The 26,895-nt window shown below is 61.0% G+C and carries 27 protein-coding genes and 1 tRNA gene; 16 read left to right on the forward strand and 12 right to left on the reverse strand.

Features of this window, described 5'->3' with window-relative positions; translation table 11 throughout:
* Nucleotides 1-15: 15 nt before the first annotated feature.
* Nucleotides 16-738 carry a FadR/GntR family transcriptional regulator gene (locus tag ACLGGT_RS16335; RefSeq protein WP_008280781.1) on the reverse strand — a complete coding sequence of 241 codons (723 nt, stop codon included), beginning with the start codon at nucleotides 736-738 and terminating at the stop codon, nucleotides 16-18.
* 399 nt (nucleotides 739-1,137) lie between these two features.
* Between ACLGGT_RS16335 and ACLGGT_RS16340 the strand changes: the two genes are divergently transcribed.
* The 6 genes from ACLGGT_RS16340 (at nucleotide 1,138) to ACLGGT_RS16365 (ending at nucleotide 6,358) form a co-directional block, all read left to right on the forward strand.
* Nucleotides 1,138-2,427 (forward strand): ABC transporter substrate-binding protein, encoded by a 1,290-nt coding sequence (locus ACLGGT_RS16340; RefSeq protein ID WP_008280782.1) that lies wholly within the window; start codon nucleotides 1,138-1,140, stop codon nucleotides 2,425-2,427.
* 68 nt (nucleotides 2,428-2,495) lie between these two features.
* Nucleotides 2,496-3,365 (forward strand): branched-chain amino acid ABC transporter permease, encoded by an 870-nt coding sequence (locus ACLGGT_RS16345; RefSeq protein ID WP_437196871.1) that lies wholly within the window; start codon nucleotides 2,496-2,498, stop codon nucleotides 3,363-3,365.
* Nucleotides 3,358-4,335: a branched-chain amino acid ABC transporter permease gene (locus tag ACLGGT_RS16350; protein ID WP_437196872.1), complete on the forward strand. Its 978-nt coding sequence runs from the start codon at nucleotides 3,358-3,360 to the stop codon at nucleotides 4,333-4,335. Before ACLGGT_RS16345 ends, ACLGGT_RS16350 begins: the two co-directional genes overlap by 8 nt.
* Entirely contained in the window at nucleotides 4,332-5,099 is a 768-nt protein-coding gene (locus ACLGGT_RS16355) for an ABC transporter ATP-binding protein (RefSeq protein ID WP_008280785.1), read from the forward strand. Before ACLGGT_RS16350 ends, ACLGGT_RS16355 begins: the two co-directional genes overlap by 4 nt.
* Nucleotides 5,089-5,796, forward strand: coding sequence for an ABC transporter ATP-binding protein (locus ACLGGT_RS16360; protein WP_008280786.1), 708 nt, complete (start codon nucleotides 5,089-5,091; stop codon nucleotides 5,794-5,796). Before ACLGGT_RS16355 ends, ACLGGT_RS16360 begins: the two co-directional genes overlap by 11 nt.
* On the forward strand, nucleotides 5,747-6,358 hold the full coding sequence (locus ACLGGT_RS16365) for a tetratricopeptide repeat protein (protein WP_437196874.1): 612 nt from the start codon (nucleotides 5,747-5,749) through the stop codon (nucleotides 6,356-6,358). Before ACLGGT_RS16360 ends, ACLGGT_RS16365 begins: the two co-directional genes overlap by 50 nt.
* Nucleotides 6,359-6,395: 37 nt before the next feature.
* Here the strand turns inward: ACLGGT_RS16365 and ACLGGT_RS16370 are convergent, their stop codons facing one another.
* Entirely contained in the window at nucleotides 6,396-7,247 is an 852-nt protein-coding gene (locus ACLGGT_RS16370; protein WP_008280788.1) for a DMT family transporter, read from the reverse strand.
* Between the two features lie 144 nt (nucleotides 7,248-7,391).
* On the opposite strand from ACLGGT_RS16370, the gene tdm reads away from it, so the two are divergent.
* Both tdm and ACLGGT_RS16380 read left to right on the forward strand, forming a co-directional pair.
* Nucleotides 7,392-9,761 carry a trimethylamine-oxide aldolase Tdm gene (tdm, locus tag ACLGGT_RS16375; protein WP_437196876.1) on the forward strand — a complete coding sequence of 790 codons (2,370 nt, stop codon included), beginning with the start codon at nucleotides 7,392-7,394 and terminating at the stop codon, nucleotides 9,759-9,761.
* A gap of 45 nt (nucleotides 9,762-9,806) precedes the next feature.
* Complete coding sequence (locus ACLGGT_RS16380; protein ID WP_219436226.1) at nucleotides 9,807-10,247, forward strand: cyanoglobin; 441 nt, start codon at nucleotides 9,807-9,809, stop codon at nucleotides 10,245-10,247.
* Between the two features lie 301 nt (nucleotides 10,248-10,548).
* Here the strand turns inward: ACLGGT_RS16380 and glnT are convergent, their stop codons facing one another.
* From glnT to ACLGGT_RS16410, 6 genes are all read right to left on the reverse strand, one after another.
* Nucleotides 10,549-11,877, reverse strand: a complete 1,329-nt coding sequence (gene glnT / locus ACLGGT_RS16385) for a type III glutamate--ammonia ligase (RefSeq protein ID WP_008280791.1) — start codon at nucleotides 11,875-11,877, stop codon at nucleotides 10,549-10,551.
* Between the two features lie 73 nt (nucleotides 11,878-11,950).
* On the reverse strand, nucleotides 11,951-13,294 hold the full coding sequence (locus ACLGGT_RS16390) for an FMN-binding glutamate synthase family protein (RefSeq protein WP_008280792.1): 1,344 nt from the start codon (nucleotides 13,292-13,294) through the stop codon (nucleotides 11,951-11,953).
* Between the two features lie 11 nt (nucleotides 13,295-13,305).
* The gene (locus ACLGGT_RS16395; RefSeq protein ID WP_081506069.1) at nucleotides 13,306-13,983 is read right to left on the reverse strand and encodes a protein GlxC; all 678 of its coding nucleotides are present in this window, start codon (nucleotides 13,981-13,983) and stop codon (nucleotides 13,306-13,308) included.
* A 1-nt stretch (nucleotide 13,984) separates the two neighbouring features.
* The gene (locus ACLGGT_RS16400; RefSeq protein WP_437196879.1) at nucleotides 13,985-14,881 is read right to left on the reverse strand and encodes a class II glutamine amidotransferase; all 897 of its coding nucleotides are present in this window, start codon (nucleotides 14,879-14,881) and stop codon (nucleotides 13,985-13,987) included.
* A gap of 148 nt (nucleotides 14,882-15,029) precedes the next feature.
* Nucleotides 15,030-15,245 (reverse strand): hypothetical protein, encoded by a 216-nt coding sequence (locus tag ACLGGT_RS16405; protein WP_081506070.1) that lies wholly within the window; start codon nucleotides 15,243-15,245, stop codon nucleotides 15,030-15,032.
* A gap of 11 nt (nucleotides 15,246-15,256) precedes the next feature.
* The gene (locus ACLGGT_RS16410; RefSeq protein WP_008280796.1) at nucleotides 15,257-16,630 is read right to left on the reverse strand and encodes an ammonium transporter; all 1,374 of its coding nucleotides are present in this window, start codon (nucleotides 16,628-16,630) and stop codon (nucleotides 15,257-15,259) included.
* Between the two features lie 248 nt (nucleotides 16,631-16,878).
* On the opposite strand from ACLGGT_RS16410, the gene ACLGGT_RS16415 reads away from it, so the two are divergent.
* The 4 genes from ACLGGT_RS16415 to ACLGGT_RS16430 are packed head-to-tail and all read left to right on the forward strand — an operon-like array spanning nucleotide 16,879 to nucleotide 20,752.
* The gene (locus ACLGGT_RS16415) at nucleotides 16,879-18,024 is read left to right on the forward strand and encodes an aminomethyltransferase family protein (protein ID WP_008280797.1); all 1,146 of its coding nucleotides are present in this window, start codon (nucleotides 16,879-16,881) and stop codon (nucleotides 18,022-18,024) included.
* Nucleotides 18,025-18,052: 28 nt separating this feature from the next.
* Entirely contained in the window at nucleotides 18,053-18,688 is a 636-nt protein-coding gene (dmmA, locus tag ACLGGT_RS16420) for a dimethylamine monooxygenase subunit DmmA (RefSeq protein ID WP_375553681.1), read from the forward strand.
* Nucleotides 18,685-19,671: a PDR/VanB family oxidoreductase gene (locus ACLGGT_RS16425; protein WP_008280799.1), complete on the forward strand. Its 987-nt coding sequence runs from the start codon at nucleotides 18,685-18,687 to the stop codon at nucleotides 19,669-19,671. The genes dmmA and ACLGGT_RS16425 overlap by 4 nt, the downstream gene beginning before the upstream one ends.
* Nucleotides 19,672-19,684: 13 nt before the next feature.
* Complete coding sequence (locus ACLGGT_RS16430; protein ID WP_008280800.1) at nucleotides 19,685-20,752, forward strand: heme-dependent oxidative N-demethylase family protein; 1,068 nt, start codon at nucleotides 19,685-19,687, stop codon at nucleotides 20,750-20,752.
* A gap of 125 nt (nucleotides 20,753-20,877) precedes the next feature.
* Here ACLGGT_RS16430 and ACLGGT_RS16435 read toward each other — a convergent pair whose 3' ends face one another.
* The gene (locus tag ACLGGT_RS16435) at nucleotides 20,878-21,525 is read right to left on the reverse strand and encodes a helix-turn-helix domain-containing protein (RefSeq protein ID WP_008280801.1); all 648 of its coding nucleotides are present in this window, start codon (nucleotides 21,523-21,525) and stop codon (nucleotides 20,878-20,880) included.
* A 146-nt stretch (nucleotides 21,526-21,671) separates the two neighbouring features.
* Here ACLGGT_RS16435 and ACLGGT_RS16440 point away from each other — a divergent pair, with 146 nt between their 5' ends.
* A complete protein-coding gene (locus ACLGGT_RS16440; protein ID WP_081506072.1) occupies nucleotides 21,672-22,670 on the forward strand; it encodes a GlxA family transcriptional regulator in 999 nt (332 codons plus the stop codon).
* Between the two features lie 117 nt (nucleotides 22,671-22,787).
* On the opposite strand, the gene ACLGGT_RS16445 is transcribed toward ACLGGT_RS16440, so the two are convergent.
* Nucleotides 22,788-23,126: a TfoX/Sxy family protein gene (locus ACLGGT_RS16445; RefSeq protein WP_437196882.1), complete on the reverse strand. Its 339-nt coding sequence runs from the start codon at nucleotides 23,124-23,126 to the stop codon at nucleotides 22,788-22,790.
* 19 nt (nucleotides 23,127-23,145) lie between these two features.
* Nucleotides 23,146-23,222 (reverse strand) — tRNA-Ile (locus tag ACLGGT_RS16450).
* Between the two features lie 112 nt (nucleotides 23,223-23,334).
* Here ACLGGT_RS16450 and purM point away from each other — a divergent pair.
* From purM to rnd, 3 genes are all read left to right on the forward strand, one after another.
* Nucleotides 23,335-24,381: a phosphoribosylformylglycinamidine cyclo-ligase gene (purM, locus tag ACLGGT_RS16455; protein ID WP_008280804.1), complete on the forward strand. Its 1,047-nt coding sequence runs from the start codon at nucleotides 23,335-23,337 to the stop codon at nucleotides 24,379-24,381.
* Nucleotides 24,378-24,971, forward strand: a complete 594-nt coding sequence (gene purN / locus ACLGGT_RS16460) for a phosphoribosylglycinamide formyltransferase (protein WP_437196884.1) — start codon at nucleotides 24,378-24,380, stop codon at nucleotides 24,969-24,971. The genes purM and purN overlap by 4 nt, the downstream gene beginning before the upstream one ends.
* Nucleotides 24,972-25,062: 91 nt before the next feature.
* Entirely contained in the window at nucleotides 25,063-26,223 is a 1,161-nt protein-coding gene (gene rnd, locus ACLGGT_RS16465) for a ribonuclease D (protein WP_008280806.1), read from the forward strand.
* Nucleotides 26,224-26,264: 41 nt separating this feature from the next.
* On the opposite strand, the gene ACLGGT_RS16470 is transcribed toward rnd, so the two are convergent.
* On the reverse strand, nucleotides 26,265-26,783 hold the full coding sequence (locus ACLGGT_RS16470) for a hypothetical protein (RefSeq protein WP_037297690.1): 519 nt from the start codon (nucleotides 26,781-26,783) through the stop codon (nucleotides 26,265-26,267).
* Nucleotides 26,784-26,895 lie beyond the last annotated feature (112 nt).

The following is a 26,895-nucleotide window of genomic DNA, read 5'->3' on the forward strand; positions in this document are numbered from 1 at the left end:
TGCGCCGTCCTGCGCTTAGTCCTCTTGCAGCAGGGTTTTTTGTTCCTCGATCAGGTGCAGCTTGATGTATTCTACGGCGGTTTCCACATCGCGCGAAGAAATCGCGTTGAAAAGCGCGTTATAGCGTTTCTGGTAATCCTCGATGCGTTTGGGCGTGAGATGCCGCCGCATCATGGTGGAGCGATGCGTTTGCAAACAGGCCTCGATCGCCAGATCATAGCAGGAGGCAAGCAGGGGATTGCCGGTGCCTGCCGCGATTTTGCGATAGAAATCCTCTTCGCAGGCGACGAATTCGGCGGCGTCGGTGCTGATCGCCTCCATTCGGGTGAGGATGTCGTCGAGCTCCATGATGTCGCGCGGCGTCATGTTGATGACCGCGAGGCGGATCATTTCCGGCTCTAGAATGCCGCGCACGACAAGGTGATCAAGCGGGCTGGTATTTTCGGCAAGCGCGCTGCGGCTGGGGGTGCGGGTGAGTTCGCTTTTGTACGTGACAAAGCTGCCCGATCCGGCACGGCGGCGGATGATGTTGCGCGCCTCAAGCACATCGAGCGCATCGCGCACGGTGTTGCGGGCCACGCCCAATTCCGACGAAAGCGTGCGTTCTGACGGCAGGCGCGCGCCCTCGGGATATTCCTCGGATTTGATGCGGGCAAAGAGGCTGTCGATCACCACCTGCACGGTGGCCCCGACCGAATGGCTGGTGACAAGCTGGGCTGTGGTGCTCTGGTTGGCCATCGTAGCGGGGTCCTTCGTGTGGCGCGGGGGCCGTTTGCAGCAAATCTAGGCGGAACCGGTTCCCTGCACAAGCCGCAGGTCGGGGGCATGGAACCAATTTCGATCCCCTTCCGGACCAGTTTTGCGGGCTGCGGGCGCAGATTGGTCGGATGCCTCTAAAACGACCCAGTTAAAATTCTGAGCAATATGAGAGATTTGGCGGGATAGTCGGGGTAAATTATAACTCTAAGAAACAAATTTTCTTGTGAGTTTCAAATCGCTTTGCTAGCCTTTGCTGGTGAGCCGAAACCAATTTCGGAAACTGGTATAGTCTCTGGGATTGGTAATGAACCAAAACAGGTCGTCCTTGGCTCCGCTCTGCTTCGCGATATCGCGCGGTGCCAACAGTTGGAGGAACGCATGCTTTCCAAATATATCTCTAAGGGGTTCACACGTCGGACCTTTCTGAAAACCTCCGCAGCGGCGACTGCCGCGCTTGGCCTGCCGAAAGTGGCGCTGGCGGCGGGTGAACCGATCAAGATCGGGTTTTTGGCCCCTTTGACGGGGGCTGTGGCGGCCTGGGGCAAGCCGGGCCTTGATGGCTGTATGATCTGGGCCGAGCGGGTCAATGCCGCGGGCGGGATCACGCTGGCGGATGGGGCGCATCCGGTTGAATTTGTGGCCTATGACGAGGAATACGATCCCGCCAAGGCGCGCACCGGCGCAACCAAGCTGATCCGTGAGGATGGCGTGAGCTTTATCATGATGCTGGGCGGCGATCCTTGGCCCGGTGTGCAGCCGGTGGCAGAGCGCACGGGGATGCTCTTTTCCACGTTGCTGCCGTCGGATCTGTCGCCCGATACCAAGACGCTGTTGGCCCCGGCCGAGGTGCATCCCATCTATAATGTGACGGGTGTCGAGTGGCTGGCGCAGAATAAGCCGGAATTGAAGACGGCGGTGATGTGCGCGCAGGATGACGCGCTTGGCCTGCCGTCGGTGGCCACCTATCTTGCGGCCTTTGAGGCGGCAGGGATCGAGATGCTGGATGAGCCGTTGCTGTTTGATCCGGCCACCACGGATTTTGCACCGGTGGTGACGCGGTTGATGGCCAAGAACCCCGATATCATCTGTCTCGATACGTGCTATTCGGATTATGTGCACCCCATCGCAGAGCAACTGTTCCAGCAGAATTTCAAGGGTCAGATCATCAGCTGTACGGCGGATTTCTATGACCAGATGATCGCCAAGACATCCAAGGAATTCATGGAAGGGTTCATTTTCCAGTTCCCCGATTTCGACGATCCGGCGCTGAATGCCGAGAGCGTGAATTTCCAAGACCCCAACGGATTTTATGCCGAGTACAACAAGCGGCATCCCGGTCAGTGGGGCGCGGTAAGCTGGGAATATGCCTCGATCATGGATCTATGGAAGGTCGCGGCGGAAAAGGCAGGCTCTGCCGATCCCGAGGCGGTGCTGGCGGCAATGAAAGACGGCCCCGGCAACCACGCCTTTGGCGAGGCGGAATGGTGGGGCACCGAGCTTTTTGGTATCGACAATGCGCTGGTCGGCGATTGGCCGGTGGTGGCGATTGAAAACGGCAAGGCCGTGATCAAGGAATTCCGCTCGATCCCCGACTGGTATAGCCGCCATGGCGATCTTTTGATCAAGCATATGCAGGCCTATGGCCAGATGTGGGATCAGCGCGGCTGATGCACGTTCAGGACAGCGCCCGGCACGCGGGCGCTGTTATCCTTCCTCTCTAAAATTCGAGCATTCCGATGATGGAACTCCTGGCGCAGACCGGCCTGAACGCCGTCTATGCAGCAAGCTATATTTCTTTGGTGGCCGTTGGCCTTGTGCTGATCTTTGGCGTCATGGGCGTGATCAATTTCGCCCATGGCGAGTTGTTCATGGCCGGGGCCTATGCGGTGGTGGCGCTTTATGCTGACATGCACCTGCCGTTCTTTGTGGCTGTGCCCATTGGCATGATCTTTGTGGGTATGCTGGGGCTTGTGATGGAGCGCGGGCTGTTTCGACCGCTCAAGGGCAATCCGCTGGGCGGTCTGGTGGCCTCGATCGGGTTTCTGATGATCCTGCAATCGCTGGCGGTGATGGGGTTTGGCGTGCGGATGGAGCATATTCCGCCCGTAACGCAAGATGTCTGGCGCATCTCTGACAAGGTGGGGCTGCCGGTGGCGCGAATCTATGTGATCGTGGCGGCGGTCGTTTTGTTGAGCGCGCTGTGGTATTTCCTCAAGCGGACGCGGTTTGGCTGGGCGCTACGCGCCTCGGCACAAGACCCGGAGGCGGCGGCGTTGCAGGGGATTTCGATCACGCAAACCGCGCGCATCGCCATGTTCATTGGTGCGGCCTTGGCGGGGGTGGCAGGCGCGCTGACCGCGCCGCTGGTTTCGGTCAACCCGCATATGGGCCATTCAGTGATTGTCACGGCCTTTATCGTCATCATCGTGGGCGGGGTCGGGTCGCTGGAGGGGGCAATCATCGCCTCGGTGGTCTATGCCTTTGTCCATACGTTCGTCACCACATTCTCGGATGGGGTGGTGGCCGATATCGTGGGTCTGTCGCTTATGCTGGTGGTGCTGATCGTCAAGCCTACGGGCCTATTCGGGAGTGCGGATCGTGCTTAAGCCGGTGATGTTCCTTTTGGGTGCTGCCGCGCTGATCGCGCTGCCGCATGGCCTGAGTTTCTCGCAACAGGAAATTCTTGTCTTTCTGGTGATCAATGTCCTCTTGGTCATGTCCTACCGGTTGCTCACGCTGACTGGCGAATGGTCGCTGGGGCATGTGGTGATCATGGGGGTGGGGGCTTATGCCTCGGCTCTCATGACCAAGAACCTTGGCGTGCCGGTGCCGGTGGGCATGATCCTGGGCGGGGTTACGGCGGCGCTTTTGGCGGTGCTTTTGTCCTTTCCGCTGTTCCGGATGAAGGGGTTTTATTTCCTGATCGGGTCTTTCGCGGCGGGCGAGATCATCCGCCTGATCTGGAAGCGGTTTCGCGAACCCTTCGGCGGTGCCCGTGGCATTTCGGGGATTGATCCGATGCCGGATTTCTCGCTTGGGTTTTACAGTTTCGATTTCTTCGAGCCGGTGTCTTATTACTACTTTGCCGGGACGATTGTTGCTGTCTGCCTCTGGGTGCTGTGGCGGATCGAGAAGTCACCCGTGGGCCTGACCTTTCACGCGGTGCATTGGCAGGACAAGCTGGCGCAGGCGTCGGGGGTGAATCTGCGGGCCTATCGCACGCTGGCCTTTGCCATCGCCTCGGGGTTTGCCGGGATCGCGGGGGCGCTTCAGGCGCATTACGTGGGCACGGTGAACCCCAATTCCTTTGACATCGAGGTGATGGTGTTTGTGCTGACATGGGCCATCGTGGGGGGGACGACAACGTTTTACGGCCCCATTCTGGGCTGTGTCCTGCTGACGGTGATCAATGAGGTCGTGCTGCGGGGGATGGGGTTCGAACAGGCGCGGCCGCTGTTTTACGGGGCCATCATGATCCTGTCGATCCTGTTTCTTCCCAATGGGTTGGAGAGCATTGTTCAGAAAATCCTGCCGCGCAAAGCCACGGCGAAACCCGATAGAAAGGCCGCAGCATGACCGATTTTCTAGAAATGCGCGGCCTGACCATGCGCTTTGGCGGGTTGATGGCGGTGGATGGGCTGTCGTTCAAAGTGGCACATGGCAGCATCCATGGGCTGATCGGGCCGAATGGCGCGGGCAAAACCACCACGTTCAACATGATCTCGGGGTTCTATACGCCGACGTCTGGTCAAATCCTGCTCAGGGGCGAGGATATTTCCGGCCTTGCGATGCATGAGGTGGCGCGGCGCGGTGTGGTGCGGACATTCCAGCACTCGACGCTTTTTGCCGAGTTGACGGTGTTGGAAAACGCGCTGGTGGGCACGCATATGCCGTTCCGGCCCAATATCTTTGCCGCGATCATCGGCTGGGACCGCGAGGATCGGCGTGGGGCAGAGGCGCGGGCGCGCGAGGCGCTTGAGTTTTTTGGTTTGGGCGATCTGGCCGACGAGCGGGCCGGGGATCTGTCGCATGGGCATCAGCGCGCTTTGGGGCTGGCGGTGGCCTATGCCAGCCATCCCGATGTGATGCTGCTGGATGAGCCATTCACCGGCATGAACCCCGAGGAGACGCGGCAGATGATGGAGCTGATGCGCCGCCTCAAGGCGGATGGGATCACGATCCTTTTGGTGGAGCATGACATGCAGGCGATCATGGGGCTGTGTGATACCATCACCTGCATGAGTTTCGGCAAGTTTCTGGCCGAAGGGGGGCCTGCGGATATCCGGCATCATCCGGCGGTGATCGAGGCCTATCTGGGAGGCGCGCGCCATGTTGCTTGAGATGCGCAAGATCGCCGTCAACTATGGCAAGATCAACGCGATCCGCGATATTTCCATTGCCGTGCCCGAGGGCAAGATCGTGACGATCATCGGCGGCAATGGCGCGGGCAAGACCACGACGCTGCGCGCCATGTCGGGGATGATCCCGATTGTGGCGGGGGAAATCCTGTTTGAGGGGACGCGGATTGATCATCTGCCCGCGCATAAGGTGGTGGCGCATGGCATCGCGCATGTGCCCGAAGGGCGGCGTATCTTCAAGGATATGACGGTTGAGGAAAATCTGCGCACCGGCGCGTTTCTGCGGCGCGACAAGCCCGAGATCGAGCGCGATTTGGAGCAGGTCTATGACCGTTTCCCGCGCCTGCGGGAACGGCGGGTGCAGCGGGCGCAGACCATGTCGGGGGGCGAGCAGCAGATGCTGGCAATTGGCCGCGCGCTGATGTCAAAGCCGCGTTTGTTGCTGATGGATGAGCCGTCGATGGGGCTGGCGCCGGTGATCGTCGAAGAAATCGCGCGGATCATTGAAGAGATCAACGCGCAGGGTCTGTCGGTGGTGCTGGTGGAGCAGAATGCCGAACTGGCGTTGGAACTGGCGCATCATGCCTATGTGTTGGAAACCGGAAACACCGCAATGGAGGGGCCTGCCCATGAGCTTCGTGGAAATGAACATGTTCGCGCCGCGTACCTGGGGCTTTGAGCGCGGCGACGCCGAAATGCAGGTGGCGCGGGCGGCGGGCTGGTCGCGGGCTGATCTGGTCTGGGAACGTCTGACCGAGGCGGGCTGTGCCAGTTATCAGGCGGGCGACCGTTTGGGGGCAGACCGGATGCTGCGGCGGGCCGGATGGGTGGCGCGGCTGTTTTTCAGTGCGCGGGATTTGCGGCGGGCGACAAGCCTTGCCAATCTTGCGGTACTGGCGCGGGATGCCGGGCAGGGCGCGCGGGCGGAGCAGTTGCAAAAGCGGGCGCTGACCCTGTGGCGGACTGCGCCTGAGGTGGCGGGTGGACTGGTGTTCAAGCCGCGCAGCCGCTCGTCCTTGTTTCATCTGCGGATGGAGGCGCTGCACCGCGAGACCTTCCACGACAATATGCGCAAGCGCTATCGCGCGATTGCCGCGGACAGTGATCAGGCGTTGCGGCAGTTGCTGGCGGGGGCGCGGCCCGAACGGCCCATCTCTGCGCGGTGGCGGGGGGAAAAGCCGCCGGTGTTCGATGACGGGCGCAAATTTCTGGCCGCCGCGTTGTTGATCGCCGAGGGCTGAGGTTTTTGCATCTGTGAAGACCGAGGAAAGCGGCGGGTCAGTGCCCGCCGCCAAGCACGCCAATGGCGGTAAAGACGCCCAGCACCGCCAGCCATTGCGAGCCGCGCAGGCGTTCGCGCAGGAAGATGGCCGCAAAGAGCACGGTGATCACGCCAAAGGTCGAGGCGCCGATGGCGGCGAATTCGGGCCGCGCGGTCTGACCTGCGCCAATCACGCAGCCGATGGCCAGCGCGTCGAGTGTGCCCATCAAGATAAGCAGCGGCGTGTGGCGGCGGGTGAGGGCGAGAGGCGCACGCAGCGCGAGCGCAAAGCCCAACACCACCACAAGGGCGGCGGCGCGGGTCGGGGCCAAGAGCAGCAATTCGCCGCCCGTCGCCGTGGCCTTGTGCCCGATGGCGAAGGTCAGGGCAAAGCCCACGGCGGCCAGCAGCGACCAGGCGATGGCGGGCAGGGGGCTTGGGGCCTCGGCATGGTCGTGACCGGCATCGCTCTGGGCAATATAGGCCACGCCGCAGATGATGAGGCCGACCATGATCCATTCGAGCGCTGTCGTGGGCGCGCCATTGAGGCTGGCCCAGCCCACCGAGAGAATCGGATAGGCCCCGATCACCGGCGCCACCAGCCGCACCGGGCCGATAGAAAAGGCGCGGTAGAGCGCGGTGCCGCCAACGCCAAAGCAAAGACCAGCCAAAACCGCCAAGCCGATGTCGCCCCCCTCGGGCGCGTGCAGCCCCGCATAGGCGCTGATCGGTGTCACGATGATAAGGCCGAAGGCCAGAACCCAGACGAGCGGCGCGAAAATGCCATTGTTTTGGCTGACATAACGCACGCAAACATCATGGGTGCCCCAAGCGAGGGCTGCGACAAGCCCCAAGATCAACGCAGTCATTTTAGGTCTTGTCCTTTGTCGAGGGCTGACAATTCTGGCTCTGGTCGGGTTTCATGTTGCTGGCAAGGCTGGCTTGCGATATTCTTATTGTTAAATAAATATTCCGCTTATGCAAATAGCTTGCAGGGAAAAAGGAGGTCCGAGGTGTTGGAAACGCGCTATCCCGAGGTTCAGGCGGGGCCGCCCCGGCCAAGTGTGATTGTCGAGCCGCGAGTGTTTGCGTTGCCTCCTGGGACGGAACGCTATGTGGTCGACGGCGCGGGTGCAATCCTAATCCGGATCGAAGCGGGGGATCGCCTGCGGGTGGTGAATACCGAAGGCGGGCAACGCTGTGAGATCGTGGCGGCGGGGCCGGATGGGACGGTTGATCCCGGTATTCTGGGCGAGGCGGGCACGGGCGATGCGGCTGGGCTGAAGGCCTTGCTTGCCGGGTCCGAGACATCATTGCGCGGTTTGCGCATGGGCCTTGAGGCGCGCGGCATGGATTTGGCGCGGGTGCGGTCGGTGGATGTGTTTGACAGCATGAGCCCGGCCGGGGATGCGGCGGAATTCACCGTGCTGCGCGACGGGGTGGCGGTGATCGCGGCCCCCGGTGGGATCATGGATTTCGCAGCGCAGGATACCGCGACGCCGCTCACGGTTTGGGTAACGCGTGCCAAGCTGAAATCCGCGGCGCGCTTTGAATTGCCCGATCCGCTGGCCGATCCGGTGACCGATCTGCGGGTGCATTCGGCCACGGCTGAGGCCTATTTCGTAAAAGCCGGGGATTATATCCAGATCCTTGATGTGGACGGGCGGCAATGCACCGATTTCCAGTGTTTCGCCGCGCGCAAGCTGGACAAGGGCATCGAGCATGCGCTGGATGTCACCACGACCCGCACGCTGATGGGCCATGCCTATCCGATGCCCGGGCTGCATGCGAAATACTATGATCAGGATATGTTGCCGCTGGTCGAGGTGGTGCAGGACACGGTCGGGCGGCATGATGCCTTTGCGTTGGCCTGTGCCGCGAAATATTACGACGATATCGGCTATCCGGGGCATGTGAACTGTTCGGATAATTTCAACGGCGCTTTGGCCCCGCATGGGGTGACGGGGCGCGCGGGCTGGATGGCCATCAATTTCTTCTTCAACACCGGCATTGACGCGCATGGGGTGCTGTATACCGATGAGCCCTGGACGCGACCGGGGGACTATGTGCTGCTTCGCGCCTTGACGGATCTTGTGTGCGTGAGTTCGGCCTGTCCGGATGACACCACCGCCGCAAATGGCTGGAATCCCACGGATATCCATGTGCGCACCTATAGCGGCAAGGAAACCTTTCAAAGATCGGTGGCCTATCGGCCCACCCCCGACGCGGAGCCAAAAATGACCAAACAGACAGGATTTCACCCGTGTTTCGCGCGGTTTACCGAGAATTTCATCGAGTATAACGGTTTCTGGCTGGCTAGTGCCATGTCGAGCGCCGGGCCGATCGAGGAATATCACGCCTGCCGCCAGAAATCCGTGGTGCTGGACCTGAGCGCGCTGCGCAAGTTCGAGATCACCGGGCCGGATAGCGAGGCGCTGTGTCAGTATGTCTTTACCCGCGATATCAAGAAACTGCCGGTGGGCGGCGTGGTCTATACCGCGATGTGCTATCCGCATGGGGGCATGATTGACGACGGCACGGTGTTCCGTTTGGGGCAGGACAATTTCCGCTGGATTGGCGGCAGTGATTATGGTGGCGAATGGCTGCGCGAAAAGGCGCAGGAACTGGGGCTGAAGGTGCTGGTGCGCTCGTCCACCGATATGCAGCACAATATCGCCGTGCAGGGGCCGGAGAGCCGCGATCTTTTGAAAAAGGTGATCTGGACCGCGCCGCATCAGCCCAAGTTTGAAGAGCTGGGCTGGTTCCGCTTTGCGCCCGCGCGCATTGGCGATCACGACGGCGTGCCTGTGGTGGTGTCGCGCACCGGCTATACGGGCGAGTTGGGCTATGAGATTTTCTGTCACCCCAAACATGCGGTCGAGGTCTTTGATGCGGTCTGGGCGGCGGGCAAGGATCACGGGCTGACGCCCATGGGCCTGCAAGCGTTGGATATGGTGCGGATCGAGGCGGGGCTGATCTTTGCGGGCTATGATTTCAGCGATCAGACCGATCCGTTCGAGGCGGGGATCGGGTTTACCGTGCCGTTGAAATCAAAACCGGATGATTTCATCGGGCGCGAGGCGCTTATCCGGCGCAAGGAACATCCGGCGCGGGTATTGGTGGGCCTCGACATCGACAGCAATGTGGCGGTGGGCCATGGCGATTGTGTTCATATCGGTCGGGCGCAGATTGGTGAGGTGACATCCTCGATGCGGTCGCCGCTTTTGGGCAAGAATATCGCCTTGGCGCGGCTTGATGTGGCGCATCATGCGGTGGGCACAGCCGTTGAGATCGGCAAGCTTGACGGGCAGCAGAAACGTTTGCCCGCGCAGGTGGTGCCCTTTGCCCATTACGATCCGCAAAAGACCAAACCGCGCTCTTGATTTCGGTCAAGGCAGGCGGCGTGCAGGGTTGCAAAAGTGAGGACCATGAGCACAGCCCTTGACGATATTGGCGGCGAAGCGCGACTGCGGGATCTGGTTCGGACGTTCTACGACCGGATGGAGCAGGACCCTGCGGTCTACGCGCTGCACCGCTTGCATTTTCGCGGGCATGGGTTGGAGCATACGCGCCAGACGCAGTTTGAATTCCTGTCGGGGTTTCTGGGGGGACGCGCGTATTATCGCGAGCGGTTCGGGCATATGGACCTGCGCGAGATTCACGCGCATGTGCCGATCCGGCAGGCGGATGTGACCATGTGGCTGGAGACATTCGACGCGGCGTTGCGCGCTGAGGGGATGGAAGGGCCGGTGGTCGAGCGATTTCGCGCGGTCTTGCACCGTGCGGCGCATATGCTGATCAACGCGGTGCCGGATTGGCGGGAAGAGGCTGGTCACCTGGGGCAGGGGTGTCCGGTGTCGGGGGCGTGAGGGCCGCGTGGCTAAGTTGTGAGCTGCGCGGTCGCTGGGCCGGGGACTAGCGAAGCAACGGCTTAAACTGGCACTTAATCCCAGCAACGTCTGTCTAACGTGACAGTATGGTGTTTCGTCTCAAAATCGCTAGGCCGCGGGACGGCCCAGCGATCCGCGCGGCGGCGCGTTCCGCGCCTTGTTCCGCGCGGGAACACACACAGTACGTGTAAAACCCAATTGCGTAGTTCGCGCGCGCAACTCAAACAAAAATGGCCCGCGCAATCTCTTGCGCGGGCCTGTTATCTGGTGTGTCACGCGCTCAGATATCAAGCGTGTTGTCGCGTTCCCATTTGGTGAAATGGCTGACAAAGGAATTCCATTCCTGGCGCTTCAGCTTGAGATAGGCGGCGGAGAAATCTTCGCCCATGGTCGCCTTGAGCTCTTTGTCTTTGTCATATTCGCGCAGCGCGTCAAGCATGTTGAGCGGCAGCTTGGGCGCGCCGCGCACCTTGTGACCGTCGGCATACATATCAATATCGTGACGCTTGCCGGGATCAGCCTTGGAGCGGATGCCCGAGAGGCCCGCCGCGATGATCACGGCCTGCAGAAGATAGGGATTGACCGCGCCATCGGGCAGGCGCAGCTCGAACCGGCCGGGGCCGGGGACGCGCACCATATGGGTGCGGTTGTTGCCGGTCCATGTGACCGAGTTGGGGGCCCATGTGGCACCTGAAATGGTGCGGGGCGCGTTGATACGTTTGTAGCTGTTGACGGTCGGATTGGTGATCGCCGCAAGCGCGCTGGCATGTTTCATGATGCCGCCCAAGAAATGCTTGCCGCGCTCTGACAGGCCGACTTCGCCGGTCTGGCCTTCGCCTTTGCCTGCAAAGACGTTGGTCTTGGCCTGTTTGCCGGGGCCATCCCAAACCGAGATATGCGCGTGACAGCCATTGCCGGTCATGCCTTCGATGGGTTTGGGCATGAAGGTGGCGCGGAAGCCGTGCTTTTCCGCGACGGATTTGGTCATGAATTTGAAGAAGGAATGTTTGTCGGCTGTGTCCAGCGCGTCATCATATTTCCAGTTCATCTCGAACTGGCCATTCGCATCTTCGTGGTCGTTCTGGTAGGGTTCCCAGCCCAGTTCCAGCATGTAATCGCAGATTTCGCGCACCACATCATAGCGGCGCATCACGGCCTGCTGGTCATAGCAGGGCTTGCCGCTGGTATCGAAGGGATCGCTGATCTGATCGCCCTCGGGGGTCAGGAGGAAGAATTCGGCCTCGATGCCGGTTTTGACATGCATGCCTTCGGCTGCGGCCTCGGCAATGAGGCGGCGCAGCACGTTGCGCGGCGCTTGGGGCAGGTCTTTGCCGTCCATGACGCAATTGGCGGCGACCCATGCCACATCGCGTTGCCATGGCAGTTGGATGACCGACGCGGGGTCTGGCACGGCCAGCATGTCGGGATGCGCGGGCGTGAGATCAAGCCAGGTGGCAAAGCCTGCAAAACCGGCACCGTCCTCTTGCATGTCGGCAATCGCCTCTGCCGGCACCAGCTTGGCGCGCTGTCCACCGAACAGATCGGTGTAGGAAATCATGAAGTATTTTACGCCCTTGTCCTTGGCAAATTTCGCCAGATCACTGGTCATTTTTTCGGTCCCTGTTGTCATGTGTTATCGGATGTTGGCGGGCGTGGCCCGTGGGGCCACGCCTGGCGGAGGATCAGAAGCTGGTGCCGGGTTTGCCGGGCCACCAATCGGTGCCGGCGAGCGGCACCTTTGCCATGGCGGCGGCCTCCATCGTCACGGCGCACAGATCCTCTGGTTCGAGATTGTGCAGGTGGCTTTTGCCGCAGGCGCGCGCGATGGTCTGCGCCTCGAGCGTCATCACCTTGAGATAGTTGTTGAGGCGGCGGCCTCCTTCGATGGGGTCGAAACGCTTCATCAACTCGGGGTCTTGGGTGGTGATGCCTGCGGGGTCTTTGCCTTCGTGCCAGTCGTCATAAGCACCTGCGGTGGTGCCCAGCTTGTTATACTCGGACTCCCACTTGGGGTCATTGTCGCCAAGCGCGATCAGGGCTGCCGTGCCGATGGCCACCGCATCCGCGCCAAGCGCCATGCATTTGGCCACATCGGCCCCGGTGCGGATGCCGCCAGAGACGATCAATTGCACTTCGCGGTGCATGCCGAGGTCCTGGAGCGCGCGCACCGCCTCGCGGATGCAGGCGAGGATGGGCTGGCCCACATGTTCGATGAACACGTCCTGCGTGGCCGCTGTGCCGCCTTGCATCCCGTCGAGGACGACCACATCGGCCCCCGCCTTGACCGCGAGCGTGGTGTCGAAATAGGGGCGTGCGCCGCCGACCTTGATATAAATCGGCACCCGCCAGCCGGTGATTTCACGCAGTTCCAGCAGTTTGATTTCCAGATCGTCGGGGCCGGTCCAGTCGGGGTGACGGCAAGCCGAGCGCTGGTCGATCCCTTTGGGCAGGTTGCGCATCTGCGCGACGCGGTCCGAGATTTTCTGACCCAAGAGCATGCCGCCGCCGCCGGGTTTGGCCCCTTGGCCCACCACCACTTCGATTGCATCGGCGCGGCGCAGGTCGTCGGGGTTCATGCCATAGCGCGAGGGCAGGTATTGATAGACCAGTTTCTTGGAATGGCCGCGCTCTTCGGGTGTCATGCCGCCGTCGCCGGTGGTGGTCGAGGTGCCTGCCAGCGTGGCCCCACGCCCAAGCGCCTCTTTGGCGGGGCCAGAGAGCGCGCCAAAGCTCATGCCCGCGATGGTGACCGGGATGTCGAGATGAATGGGGTTTTTGGCAAAGCGGGTGCCCAGGGTCACCGAGGTATCGCAGCGCTCGCGGTATCCCTCGAGCGGGTAGCGCGAGATCGACGCGCCCAAGAAGAGCAGGTCGTCGAAATGCGGCACCTTGCGTTTGGCCCCGCCGCCGCGAATGTCATAGATGCCGGTGGCCGCCGCGCGGCGGATTTCGGCGTTGATCGACTGTGTAAAGGTCGCCGACTGGATCGGCTGGGTGCGCGGAGCGCCGTGGGTCTCGTCTTTCATGGTCTGAGCCCTCAGTATGCGTTGTCAGGTTTGAAGTTATAAAGCTGGCGAGCCGAGCCGTAGCGCTTGAACTCTTCTGGTTTCGCGTCACAGCCGCCACGTTCCAGCAACTCGGCAAGAAGTTCGAGATGTTCGGGGCGCATCTCTTTTTCGATACAGTCCGCACCAAGCGATTTCACGGAGCCGCGCACGAACAAGCGCGCCTCATAGAGGCTGTCGCCAAGCGCGTCGCCCGCATCGCCGCAGACCACGAGATTGCCCGATTGCGCCATGAAGGCGGACATGTGGCCGATGTTGCCATGCACGATGATGTCGATACCTTTCATCGAGATACCGCAGCGCGACGAGGCATTGCCCTTGATGACAAGCGTGCCGCCATTGCCGGTGGCCCCGGCATATTGGCTGGCGTCACCCTCGACGATCACGGTGCCGCTCATCATGTTTTCGGCAACACCCGGACCGGCAGAGCCATGTACATGCACGGTCGCCTGTTTGTTCATGCCGGCACAGTAGTAGCCGGTCGAGCCCATGACATGCACCTCGATAGGGGCGTCGAGCCCGACGGCGATGGCATGGCTGCCGCGCGGATTGATGATATCCCAACCGGTTTGGTTGGTCTCATTGGCCTGGGCCTGAAGGGTGGCATTGAGGCTGCGCAGCCCATCGGCTGCTAGGTCGAATGTCTGCATGTCAGTGCTTCCAGAAATAGACGGTTGCGGGCTCGGGTTCCCAGACGCGGGCCTGTTCGATGCTCGGCAGGTTGACGAGGGCGCGATATTCGCTGCCGAAGGCCACGTATTGATCGGTCTCGGCCATGACGGCGGGCTTGCAGGCGATGGGATCGCGGACCACACCAAAGCCATCTTCGGTGCCGACCACGAAGGTGAAAAAACCATCAAGATCGACCAGCGAGCTTTCGAGCGCTTCGCCCAGCGTTGCGCCTTCGCGCATTTTCCATGTGAGATAGGCGGCGGCAACCTCGGTGTCGTTCTGGGTCTCGATCCGCACGCCTTCACGCAGCAGTTTGCGGCGCAGGGAGTTGTGGTTGGAGAGCGACCCGTTGTGCACAAGGCATTGATCAGCCCCGGTGTTGAAGGGATGCGCGCCCATCGTGGTCACAGCCGACTCGGTGGCCATGCGGGTATGGCCGATGCCATGGGTGCCGCTCATTGCGGAAATCTCAAAGCGGGCGGCCACGTCTTTGGGCAGGCCCACCTCTTTGTAAATCTCGATGCTTTCGCCTGCGGACATGACGCGCACACCGGGCACGAGGCGCTCGAGCGCTGCACGGGTGTCGGCGGCCTTGTCGGCGGGGAAATCCAGCACCGCATGGGTATCCTTGCGGGTCAGGGTGACCGGCGCGCCCAATTCGGACGACAGGCGTTCTGCCAGACCGTCGAAATCGCGGGCAGCGGTATCCGACTGGATGGTCAGTTTGGCATGGCCCGCCTGAGGCGCACCGTAGATGGCGATCCCGGCACTGTCGGGGCCACGGTCCGTCATGGTGATCAACATATCCGTCAGCATGCTGCCAAGCTGGGGTTCAAGTGCTTTGTCTTTCAGGAAAAGTCCGACAATCCCGCACATTCGCGTTTGCTCCACTTTAGTGATTCTGCCCCGTGGGGCCCTTCAGTCCGAGGCTAACATCGGGCTCCGGTGACTGCAACTCAAATGAATAAAAGTTTCCTGTAAGTATTTGCGCGGGCAGCTGACGCCCGCGCAAATCAGAGCAGGATCAGTAGCGTTCGAGATGTTTGCGGATCTTTTCAGGATCGCCCATCTTGCGCGCTTGTTCCAGATGTTCGCCCTCGCGGACAAATTGAATGCGGTGCCATGCGAGCCAGAAGATCACACCCGCCACGACCATCGGGATTTCATACCCTTGGAAGGGGTAGATGGGCCCGACTTCGGCAAGATCAACTGCCCAGGATTCGTATCCGATTGTAGACATGTGCCTTATCCTTATTCTGCGGGGGTTGGTTTGGTGTTGAGATAGGCCTTGTCGGCCTCGATGACCTGAACAATGGCATCCTCATAGGCGTGGTGTTCTGCGTAATCGAGACCCTGCAATTCGACTTCGACCGGGATGCGCAGCACGCCAGCGGCGGCCTGCATCTTGGCCACGATGAAGGCGGGCAGGAAGCCCAGACAGAAGAACATGATCACCGCACCAAGGGTCTGACCCAGCGGGTTGATTGTCGCGTAGCCCTCAAACGGAGAGGAGGGTGCGCCCCAGAGCAGGAAGCCCGCGATGATCAGGCCGACCACACCGGAATACCCGTGCACGGCAACAGCGCCCACAGCATCGTCAAGCTTGAAGCGGCGCTCGACCCAGAAGTGCAGTTTGTAGACGATCACGACACCGACCGCGCCGACCAGCATGGCCTGAACCGGATGATAGAGGTCATTACCTGCCGAGGCCGTAATGATTCCGGCAAGACCGCCCGAAAACGTCCAGAAGGCATCGCCCTTGGAGACCACATAGGCCGCCATCAGACCGCCCGAGAGCGACATGAGGAAGTTGAAGGTGATGGCCGACAGCGAGGTGGGCGCGAGGTAGATATTTGTGGCTGTCCAGGTGGTGCCGGTGATCTGGCCGCCAATGACTTCGGGCGAGATGAGCGGCACGTTGCAGGCGGCATAAAAGCCCCAGAAGCCGGTATAGATCAGGAAAATCCCGATGGTCAGCATCCAAGGGTTATGCGGCGGGATATCCCGCGGGGTGCCGTCGGCTGCGAATTTGCCGATCCGTGGACCCAGCACCATGATCACACCCAGAGCATAGCCGCCCGCGATGGCATGGATCACGCCAGACGCGTAGGCGTCATGGTAGCCCAGATATTTGACCATCCAGCCGTCATAGTGCCAGCCCCAGGCCGCGTCGATGATCCACCAGACCGAGCCGATCAGCACCGCATGCACCCAGAGCGCCGAGGAGCGAATCCGCTCGATCACCGAGCCGGACACGATCGAAGCGGCGGTCCAGGAAAACAGCAGGAAGGCTGCCCAGAACACACCGGTGATCCGGTCGTCAAGGTTGGTGGCCATGTTCGGTGACCATGGCAAATTGGCACTCGCCATTTCATGATTCAGGCCGCCAAAGAAGGGGAACATCGGGAAGGCCCAATAAATCCACCAGCCGAAAAAGAAGAAGGTCACGGTAACGAGGGGAATCACCATCACGTTTTTCATCAGCGTATGCATGTGGTTGCGGCGGCGGCTGGCGCCCACCTCATACATGCAAAACCCAACGTGGATCAGAAACATGAAAACGACCGTCACCCAATAGTAAAATTCGGTGAAGATGGTCGTCAACGCATCAAGGTTGCCGTTCATCGCACTCTCCCTGTTGTGCAGTTTGTTGTTTTATTGGTGGTGAAAACTTTTTCTTCTAAGGGAGACAAAGATTTCTCGCTCTGTCAACCAGTTTGAATCGAAGTGTCGCTCACTTGGCGTGACCACCGGTATTTGCGCATACAGCAAAAATATATTCCCGTCAGGAAAATAATCTGCATGAAAGTATTGATTTTTGCTGCGATCTGCGTCTGAATATCGCCAAACACAACACCGACAGGGAGGCTGACATGGCCATTATCTACAGAACATCTGCGCTCGCACCGCGTCATACTGAGATCGGTGGCGAGCTGACCGACTGGAATGGCATGGGCACCGCATGGTTCTATGACCACACGGATGAGCGCGCCGAGGCGGATTATCTGGCAGTCCGCACCAAGGCGGGGCTTATGGATGTGTCGGGCCTCAAGAAAGTGCACATCGTCGGGCCGCATGCCGCCGCCGTGATCGACCGTGCCACCACGCGCAATGTCGACAAGATCATGCCGGGGCGTGCGGTTTATGCGTGCATGCTGAATGATGCGGGCAAGTTCATCGACGACTGCGTGATTTACCGCCTGTCGGTCAATCATTGGATGGTGGTGCATGGCACCGGCACCGGTCACGAAACGCTGGCGATGGCCGCCTATGGCAAGAATGTCGCCATGCTGTTTGATGACGACCTGCACGATATGTCGCTGCAAGGGCCGGTCGCGGTGGATTTCCTTGAAAAGCACGTGCCGGGCATTCGCAATCTGGCCTATTTCGGCATTCTGCAAACCAAGCTGTTTGATCTGCCGGTGATGATCTCGCGCACCGGATATACCGGCGAGCGCGGCTATGAGATTTTCTGTCAGGGCCGGCATGCGATCCAGATTTGGGATCGGATTCTGGAAGAGGGCAAGGACATGGGCATCGTGCCGGTGCAATTCTCGACCCTCGATCTCTTGCGCACGGAAAGCTACCTGCTGTTCTATCCGGGTGACAATTCCGAGACCTTCCCGTTCAAGGACGATCTGTGCGGCGATACGCTGTGGGAGCTGGGGCTTGATTTCACCGTCTCGCCGGGCAAGACCGGGTTCCGCGGCTCGGAAAACCACTATGCGTTGAAGGGAAAGGAGCGTTTCAAAATCTACGGCGTGCGGCTTGAGGGCAAGCGCGCGGCGGATATGGGCGCGCCGCTGCTCAAGGATGGCGAGGTTGTCGGTGTGGTGACCTTTGGTCTGAATTCAAACCTCAACGGGTATAACGTGGGGATCGCGCGGATGCCGGTTGACTGCGCTGTGCCGGGCACGAAGATGAGCGTGCGCTATGCGGATGGCACCGAGGTCGGTTGCGTGGCCGAGGAGATGCCGTTCTATGACAAGGACAAGCTGATCCGCGCGGCCAAGGGGTAACCCCTTGGCCCACGGGCCTTTGGCTCTAATGACGCGAAAGGGAGCAGACGCGAAGATGTCGAAATTCCAGTTTCCGGAGAGTATCGCCAGCCGCCCGGTCTATGGCACATTGGCCCCGCGACCGGGCAAGGCGCATCTGATGATCGCCGATGCCGAGGGGGCTGAGGCGCTGTTGGATCTGGCCGCGCAAGATGCGGGGCTGATGGCCAAGACGCATGTCCTTTATATCCCCAAGGGCACGGGCGAGACCTATGTGGAGAAGCTGCGCGCGGCCGGTCCGGCGCAGCTTTATGTCGGGCCAAGCTATGCCGCTTCGGTGCCGCGGCTGCGGCGGGTGTTGTCGGATGCGCATATGGGCTTGCAGGTCTATCTTGCGGGGACAGAGGGGCTGATGGGGCAGGCGATGAATGAGGCGGTGACAGCGGGTATTCCGCATAGCGCCATTCAGACCGAGCATCGCGGCTCCACCGCACGGCGCATGCAATGTGTGCATTGCAAGGGGATCACCGAGGATGTGACCACCGATCCCTTTGTGTGTTCGCATTGCGGCCTCAACCTCTTTGTCCGCGATCACTATTCGCGCCGGTTGGCAGCCTTTCAGGGCGTGTGCATCGATGCCGAAGACCCCGGCAATATCCCCCCTGCAAAGGAGATTTATTCATGAGCGCCGCCCCCCAAAAGGCCCGCGCCGGGGCTGAAAAGATCGAGGTGGTTGTCGCCGCTGTGGTGCCGGTGAATGAGCTGGTGACGCGGTTTGAATTTCGCCGCCCGGACGGGGCAGAGTTTCCGCCATTTTCGGCGGGCGCCCATACGGTCGTGGAAATGCACGACGAGGGGCGCACGCGGCTTAACCCCTATTCGCTGATGTCTGATCCCGGTGATCGTTCCCTTTATGCCATTTCGGTGCGGCGCGATGACGAGGGGCGGGGTGGCTCGCTCTATATGCATCGCCATGTCAAACCGGGTGATGCGATGACCATCACCTATCCGGTCAACCTTTTCCCGCTGGATTTGCGGGCGCGCAAGCATGTGTTCTTTGCTGGCGGCATCGGGATCACGCCATTCATGGCGATGATCGCGCAGTTGGAGCAATCGAACGGCAATTGGGAATTGCATTATGCCTGCCGCAGCGCCGCACTTGGCACTTATGCCGATGAGTTGCGGGGAAAGTATCCCAACAAGGCGCATGTCTATTACGACGATCAGGAGCAGGCGATTCCGCTCGATGATCTCTTGAGCGGGCAACCTTTGGGCACGCATATCTATGTCTGTGGTCCCAAGGGGATGATCACTTGGGTCAAGACCCGTGCCGCTGCCCTTGGCTGGCCCGAAGAGGCGGTGCATTCCGAGGAATTCCTTGCGCCGCAACCCGGTGCGCCGTTTGAAGTGCGGCTGTGCAAATCCGATCTGGTGATTCAGGTGGGCGAACACGAAAGCCTGCTCGAGGCGATCGAGCGGGCTGGGGTCGATGCGCCGTTCCTCTGTCGCGGCGGGGCCTGCGGCCAATGCGAGACCGATGTGGTCGAGGTGGACGGCGAAATCGTGCACCGCGATCACTGGCTGGACGAGGCCGATCATGCCAGCGGCAAGAAAATCATGCCTTGCGTCAGCCGTTTCATCGGCAAGACGCTGGTTCTGGACCGATAAGGAGCCACGCGAGATGACCATTCAGTTCAATAACGAGACCTTCCGCGACGATTATTCGTTCCGCAATTCGGCTTGGGCGATCAAGCGGTTCCCGTTCCCGTTCCACGAAGACAGCTATATGTATTCGGTCAATATGGAGCAGCATCGCGGCGGGCCTGCGGGCTCGGTCTATGAAAAACGGTTCGATGTCGACGAGCATTACCTGTCAGAGATGCGCGACCGGGCGTTGGTGCTGGCCGATGATCCGCTGCGCTGTCAGTCTTTGCCGCATATGACGCTGGCCGGGTGGGACGTGCTCGAGCTTATCATGACCTGCAAGGCCGAGGATTACCCCGACCTCTTTGAACTGCACCGCGATGGCAACCGCTGGCGCTGGATCAACAAGCCGATGGGGATCGACCACAGTTTCACCTTTCTTGACCCAACCACGCTGCCCTGCGGCCCATTGGAATATATCACCCGCCAGACGCAGGGCGATTTCGCGGTATTGGATCAGCGCGACGAGATGCTGTGGATGGATGCCGGGATGGTCACGACACAGGCGGATTGGTCGCTTGATTTCGATATCGGCATGAATTTCTTTGAATGGCACGCGCCGGTGCCCTTGGCGCATGAGATGGGAATTTTCCAGCGCGCGCTGAAATTCCTGCTTAATGTGCAGCAAGGCGCGCCCGCGCGGCGGCTGAACTGGACGATGACGGTTAATCCGCTCTTGGATACCAGCCCCGAGAACTACCACAAATGGGGCGTGCAAAAGACCACGCTGACGCCCGAGAACATCGGCGCGAAACAGCATTTGCGGGTGGAGTTGCAGACGTTTTTCCGGCTGCCGCGGTCCAATGCGCTGCTGTTTCCGATCCGGTGCTATCTGATTGCGTTTCAGGATGTTGTCAGCGTGCCGAAATGGGGCCGCCGGTTGCACCGTGTGGTGCGCGATCTGCCCGAGGAACTGGCGACCTATAAGGGGTTCATCGCCAATCGCCCGATGATGATCGAGTATCTGAGCCAGTATGACGATGGCCTGCCCACCAGCCCCGGTATCTGGCCAGATTTGGAGACAGAGCCGCCGTTACAAAAGTGAGGGGGTGCGGTGGCTGTTGCCAAGGGTGCCCCAAATCCCTGCGCGGATCGCTGGGCCGTCCTGCGGCCTAGCGAACCGCGGACCTCATCGTTTGCGGTTAAGGCAAGCAACCGTTCCCCCAAGCCTTAGCTTTTCTGGGGATAGCTGATGATTGACAGATACCGGATCGGGAAACGGATCAACTGGTCCGGCCCGTGCGGGGCGTCGGCATCAAAAAACAGGGTATCGCCGGGGGTAAGGTGATAGGTCTCGTTGCCATGGCGATAGCCGACTTCGCCGTCGAGCATGTAGATCATCTCGATCCCCTCATGCTGAAAGGTCTTGAACGTGTCGGATTCGGAGTTGAGTTCGATCAGATAGGGCTCGACCATAACGCCGCTGCTGTTCGATCCGATGTGACCCAAGAGATTGTATTGATGGCCGGCGCGGGTGCCGGCGCGCTCGATCTCGACGCCTTGGCCCGCCTTGGTATGCACCGCCTCGCGGCGTTCTTCGTATTCCTTGAAAAACGCGGTCAGCGGCACCGAAAGCGCATGGGCCAGTGTTTGCAGCGTGGTCAGCGAGGGCGAGGTGTTGCCGTTCTCGATCTTGGAGAGCATGCCGATGGAGAGTTCGGTCATGTTCGAAAGCTCGGCCACGGTGATGTTCTGTTTCTTGCGATAGGCGCGCACCTCGCGGCCGATGGCAACCTCAAGCACTTTTTCACGCTCGTCGCGCAGCTTATGAGGGTCCTGAGTCAGTTTGACCAATTTCGCGGGTTCCATGATGCTCATTGCTTTCCTCTCAGATTTAGGCCGGGCGGATCGAAAATGCCAGAATGTCTATTTTACCTTATGCTCTTCACCATATTGCATAATTTTTTCCCAAGTGGAAAATGTTACGTAGAGGCAAAAGCGCTAAGGGCAAAAGGCCGACCGAGATGACACAGCGCGTGATCCGAATAGGGTTCCTGATCTTTCCGGGGTTTCCGATGTCATGCCTGACCTCGGTGATCGAGCCGTTGCGCGCGGCCAATGAAATCTCGGGGCATCGCACATTTGCCTGGGATTTGGTGGCTGAAGGCGCGGAGCGCGTCATGTCGAGCGCGGGCATCGGGTTTGAGCCCGGTCGGCGGCTGTCCGAGACCGATGATTGCGATTACCTGCTGCTGCTGTCGGCCCCCACCAGCCGGTTTGCCGATGCACGCTCTGCGGCGCATCTGCGACGCTTGGCGCGGCATGGCACGGTGCTGGGGGCGATCAGTGGGGGTGTCTTCCCGCTTTTGCGCAGCGGGGCGGTCGCGGATGTCGCGCTATCGGTGCATTGGTGCTATGAGGCGGCGTTTCTGGCCGAGTTTCCCGGCGTTCCGGCCTCGGATCAGGTGATCGAGATCACGCCACGCTGTGTCACCGCCTCAGGCGCGGCGGCGGCGTTTGATCTGGCGCTGCATATGGTCGACACAGCGCTAGGGGCGGGCATTGCCACTGAAGTCGCCTGTTGGTTCCAGCATCCGATGATGCGCAAGGCGGGCGTGCAGCAAATGGTGCCGGTGCTGGGCGAGGGGGCGCGGGCCACCGATCTGCCGCCGATGGTGGCGCGGGCGATTGATCTGATGGCGCAGCATATGGCGGCCCCGCTGTCGATGGCGGAGGTGGCCGAAGATCTGGGCATCACCCCTCGGCATCTGGAGCGCAGTTTCAAGCGCGCGACAGGCCAGAACCCGACCAATTATTTCCGCGCCATGCGGATGAAGGCGGCGCGGCAGATCGTGATGTATTCCAACGACACAATGGCGCAGATCGCCGAGGCCGTGGGCTATGCCAGTTCCAAGGTGTTGGTGCGGCATTACCGGGATGCCTTTGGCATTTCACCGCGCGAGGATCGGCAGAGGATCAACCTGACGCGGGTCAAAGGCAATCTGCCGGTGCCCTCGGTCTGAGGGCCAAGGCGCGGTTTACCCCATCTCAACCACACCCGTCCCGGGCTTGGCCCGGGACCTCGCCGAGATGGGGAAGAGGCGCCGGGGCGATATGATCCCGAGCAGATGCAATGTGCCCTAGCGGCGCAATCCCGTGCCGATCTGGTTCAGAATCGCCTCGATGGCGCTGTCGGGCGCATCACCGGCACTGGAAACCCGCGCCTTGATGGCGTCAAACCGTGCGCGGAGCGCGATTTTTTCGGACCCTTGGCAATCGTTCCACGGTCTGCCCTGCAGGCCCATCACAAGGGCATAGTAGCCGATGAAATGCGGGGACGTGCCGTTGCGCAAAAGCGCCTCGTAAGCGGCATCGGCCCCAATGGCGCGCAGGCTGTCGGCGTCATGGATACCCGCGCGGGCATAGCCTGCGTCCGAGGCGGGGCCGAGATTGCGGATGGACGAGACAGGAGCGGGCATCGGTGGCAATCCGTTGAACTGGTAGGCCCGGAGGGACTCGAACCCCCAACCAAAGCGTTATGAGCGCTCTGCTCTAACCAATTGAGCTACAGGCCCGACCTGAGGCAACTGGTAAGCTGGAGGCGCGGCAGGGTCAAGGCTTTGAGATTGCGCAGCGGCGGCCAATCGGCTAACGGGTGGCGCATTCTAGCGATGGGGACTTGAGGCCATGACCGAGCGACAGAACGGGATCACCTATGCCGATGCGGGCGTCGATATCGACGCGGGCAATGCGCTTGTGGAACGGATCAAGCCTGCGGCCAAGCGGACCAACAGGGCGGGCGTCATGTCGGGGCTTGGTGGCTTTGGCGGGCTTTTTGATCTCAAGGCTGCCGGGTTCTCTGATCCGGTGCTGGTGGCCGCGACCGATGGGGTGGGCACCAAGCTTCGGATTGCGATTGACACGGGCCATGTCGATGGTGTCGGGGTCGATCTGGTGGCGATGTGCGTCAATGACCTGATTTGTCAGGGTGCCGAACCGCTGTTTTTCCTTGATTATTTCGCCACCGGCAAGCTGGAGCTGGAGCAGGCGACGCGCATCATCGAGGGCATTGCGCGGGGCTGCGAAGGCTCTGGCTGTGCCTTGATCGGCGGCGAGACCGCAGAGATGCCGGGCATGTATCCCAAGGGCGATTTCGATCTGGCGGGCTTTGCCGTGGGTGCGATGGAGCGGGGCACGGAACTGCCGGCGCATGTGGCGGAGGGTGATGTTCTTTTGGGTCTTGCCTCGGACGGGGTGCATTCCAACGGCTATTCGTTGGTGCGCCGGATTGTCGAGATGTCGGGGCTGGGCTGGACGGATGCCTGCCCGTGGGCCGAGGGCAGTCTGGGAGAGGTTCTGCTGACGCCCACGCGGCTTTATGTGCGCCCTGTTCTGGCGGCGCTGCAGGCGGGCGGGATCCACGGCCTTGCGCATATCACTGGCGGCGGGCTGACCGAGAATCTGCCGCGGGTGTTGCCAGAGGGGCTGGGGGCCGAAATTGACCTTGGCGCATGGCAGCTGCCGGGGGTGTTTCGCTGGCTGGCCGAGACGGGCAATATGGCCGAGGCAGAACTGCTGAAGACGTTCAATTCCGGCATTGGCATGATTGTTGTGGTTGCGGCGGACGAGGCCGAGGCGATTGAGGGGGCGCTGCGCGAAGCAGGCGAGACGGTTCACCGTTTGGGGCAGGTTGTGCCCGGCAAGGGTGTGGCGTATCGGGGCCGTCTTTTGTGAGCAAACGCGTCGCGATCTTGCTCTCGGGCGGTGGGTCGAACATGCGCGCGCTCGCCGCGAGCATGACGGGCGAGCATCCGGCGCGGCCTGCGCTGGTGCTGTCGAACCGGGCCGATGCAGGCGGTATTGCCTGGGCCAAGGCGCAGGGCATCGCGACCGAGGTTGTGGATCACCGGCCCCATGGCGGTGACCGCGCCGCGTTTGAGGCGGAGATTGACGCGCGGCTGCGGCCCTATGCCATCGACATCATCTGTCTGGCGGGGTTCATGCGCGTGCTTACGGCCGGGTTCGTGACACCTTGGCAGGGGCGGATGATCAATATTCACCCCTCGCTTTTGCCAAAGTATCGCGGGCTGCACACCCATGCCCGCGCGCTGGAGGCGGGCGAGCAGGAGGCGGGTTGCACCGTGCATGAGGTGACAGCGGAATTGGACGAGGGGCCCATTCTGGGGCAGGCACGGGTGCCGGTGCTGGCAACGGATACGCCCGACACGTTGGCGGAACGGGTGCTGGTGCAGGAACATATCCTTTACCCTGCGGTGCTGCGGCGCTTTGCCCAAGGCAATCGCGCGCCACTCTATCTGCCCTGAGCGCAGCGGTTGCATTTCTGGCGTTCTTCTCTATAGCTTGGGGCCGGGGGACAGAACCGGGCATTCAAGACAAGAGCAAAGATCACCCCATATGAAAACCATCACCACGACTGACGATCTGGCGGCCTTTTGCGCCATGGCGCGCAAACACCCCTATGTGACGCTCGATACCGAGTTTCTGCGTGAGCGCACGTATTATTCCAAGCTCTGCCTCTTGCAAATGGCTGTGCCGGGTGCGGATGACGACACTGCCGTTCTGGTTGATCCGATTGACGGTGCCGAGATGTCGATGGAGCCGCTTTACGAGCTGTTTCGCGACACATCGGTGGTCAAGGTGTTCCATGCCGCGCGGCAGGATCTGGAAATTTTCCACGTTGATGCCGGGGTGATTCCCGATCCGTTGTTTGACACGCAGGTGGCGGCCATGGTGTGCGGGTTCGGCGAGCAAGTGGGCTATGAAACGCTGGTCAAGCGGATTGCCAAGCAGACGGTCGACAAAAGCTCTCGGTTCACCGATTGGTCGCGCCGACCGCTGACCGAGGCGCAAAAGGTCTATGCGCTGGCGGATGTGACGCATCTGCGGGTCATTTACGAATATCTTGCGAAGAAGCTGGCAAGTTCCGGGCGCGACAAATGGGTGGCCGAAGAGCTGAGCGTGCTGACGGATCCCGCCACCTATCGCACCGACCCTGCCGATGCCTGGCAGCGGGTCAAGACGCGCAACACCTCGCCCAAGTTTCTGGCCATTCTGCGCGAATTGGCGCGGTTTCGCGAAGAATACGCGCAATCGCATGACGTGCCGCGCAGCCGGGTCTACAAGGATGATGCATTGGTCGAACTGGCGTCAACCAAGCCTGTGACGCATCAGGATTTGGGGCGGTCGCGGCTTTTGCTGCGCGAGGCGCGCAAGGGCGACATTGCCGATGGAATTCTTGCAGCGGTCAAGGCGGGGCTGGAATGCCCGGCAGAACGGATGCCGCGCGCCGAGGCCTTGGAAGATCGCGCGCAGGTCAACCCGGCGCTGGCGGATCTGTTGCGGGTGCTGCTCAAGGCCAAGAGCGAGAGTTATGGCGTGGCGGCCAAGCTGATTGCCAGTGCCAGTGACCTTGACGCCATTGCGGCGGGAATGCGCGATCTGCCCGCGCTGCGCGGTTGGCGGCTGGATGTGTTTGGTGCCGACGCGCTGCGCCTGTGCAAGGGCGAGGTGGCCTTGGCGGTCAAGGGCAGTGGCGTAGAGACTGTGGATCTCTGAGCACTGCGGGGCGCGCGCGGCAGGGGCGGTGCCCTCTGCCCTCAGCGGCGGCTGACCTGCTCGTTGCGCGCGCCGATGACGCGAATCTCATTGGCGCGCTCGAGCGCCTGATTTGACAGGAACACCCCGGCCAGCACCGTGCGGGCACGTTCAGAGCCTTGCGGCTGATCCTCGGGTTGAATAGCCATGAGGCGCAATTCCAGCACGCCGTTCACGGGCTCGTTTTCGGTGTCGGACACGAGGCGCACGTCAAACGCACCTTGGCGCAGGGCCACGCCTTCGACCCGGACGATACCACCGTCGCTGGTGCGCTCGATCACCATACGTGTGACCTGATCCACCGGCGTGCCTTCATAGACTTTGTCCCGGCGGCGACGAAAGATCGTGTCTTCGCGCTCGGGGATGAGGGGATTGGTATTGGCGGGCGCGGGTTCGGCAGTGCGGCGGCGCGGCGTGCTGCGCCCGAACCAATTGCGTGGATTTGCGCGAGAGCGGCGATATCCGCCACAGCCCGCCAAAGCCGACATTGCCACCAATGATAGAAAGACCCGCCGTTGCATGCCATGCGCCCCTGTCATCTTTTCCTTCCGACTATCCTATCCTCTCTGGCTTGAAAAGGTGCAAGCGGGGTCTGGACCTTTTTCCGGCCCGGCCCTAGGTCTGAGATAGACT

Origin of the sequence: Roseovarius sp. MS2 (assembly GCF_051447875.1) — a bacterium.
Lineage (GTDB): Bacteria > Pseudomonadota > Alphaproteobacteria > Rhodobacterales > Rhodobacteraceae > Roseovarius > Roseovarius mucosus_A.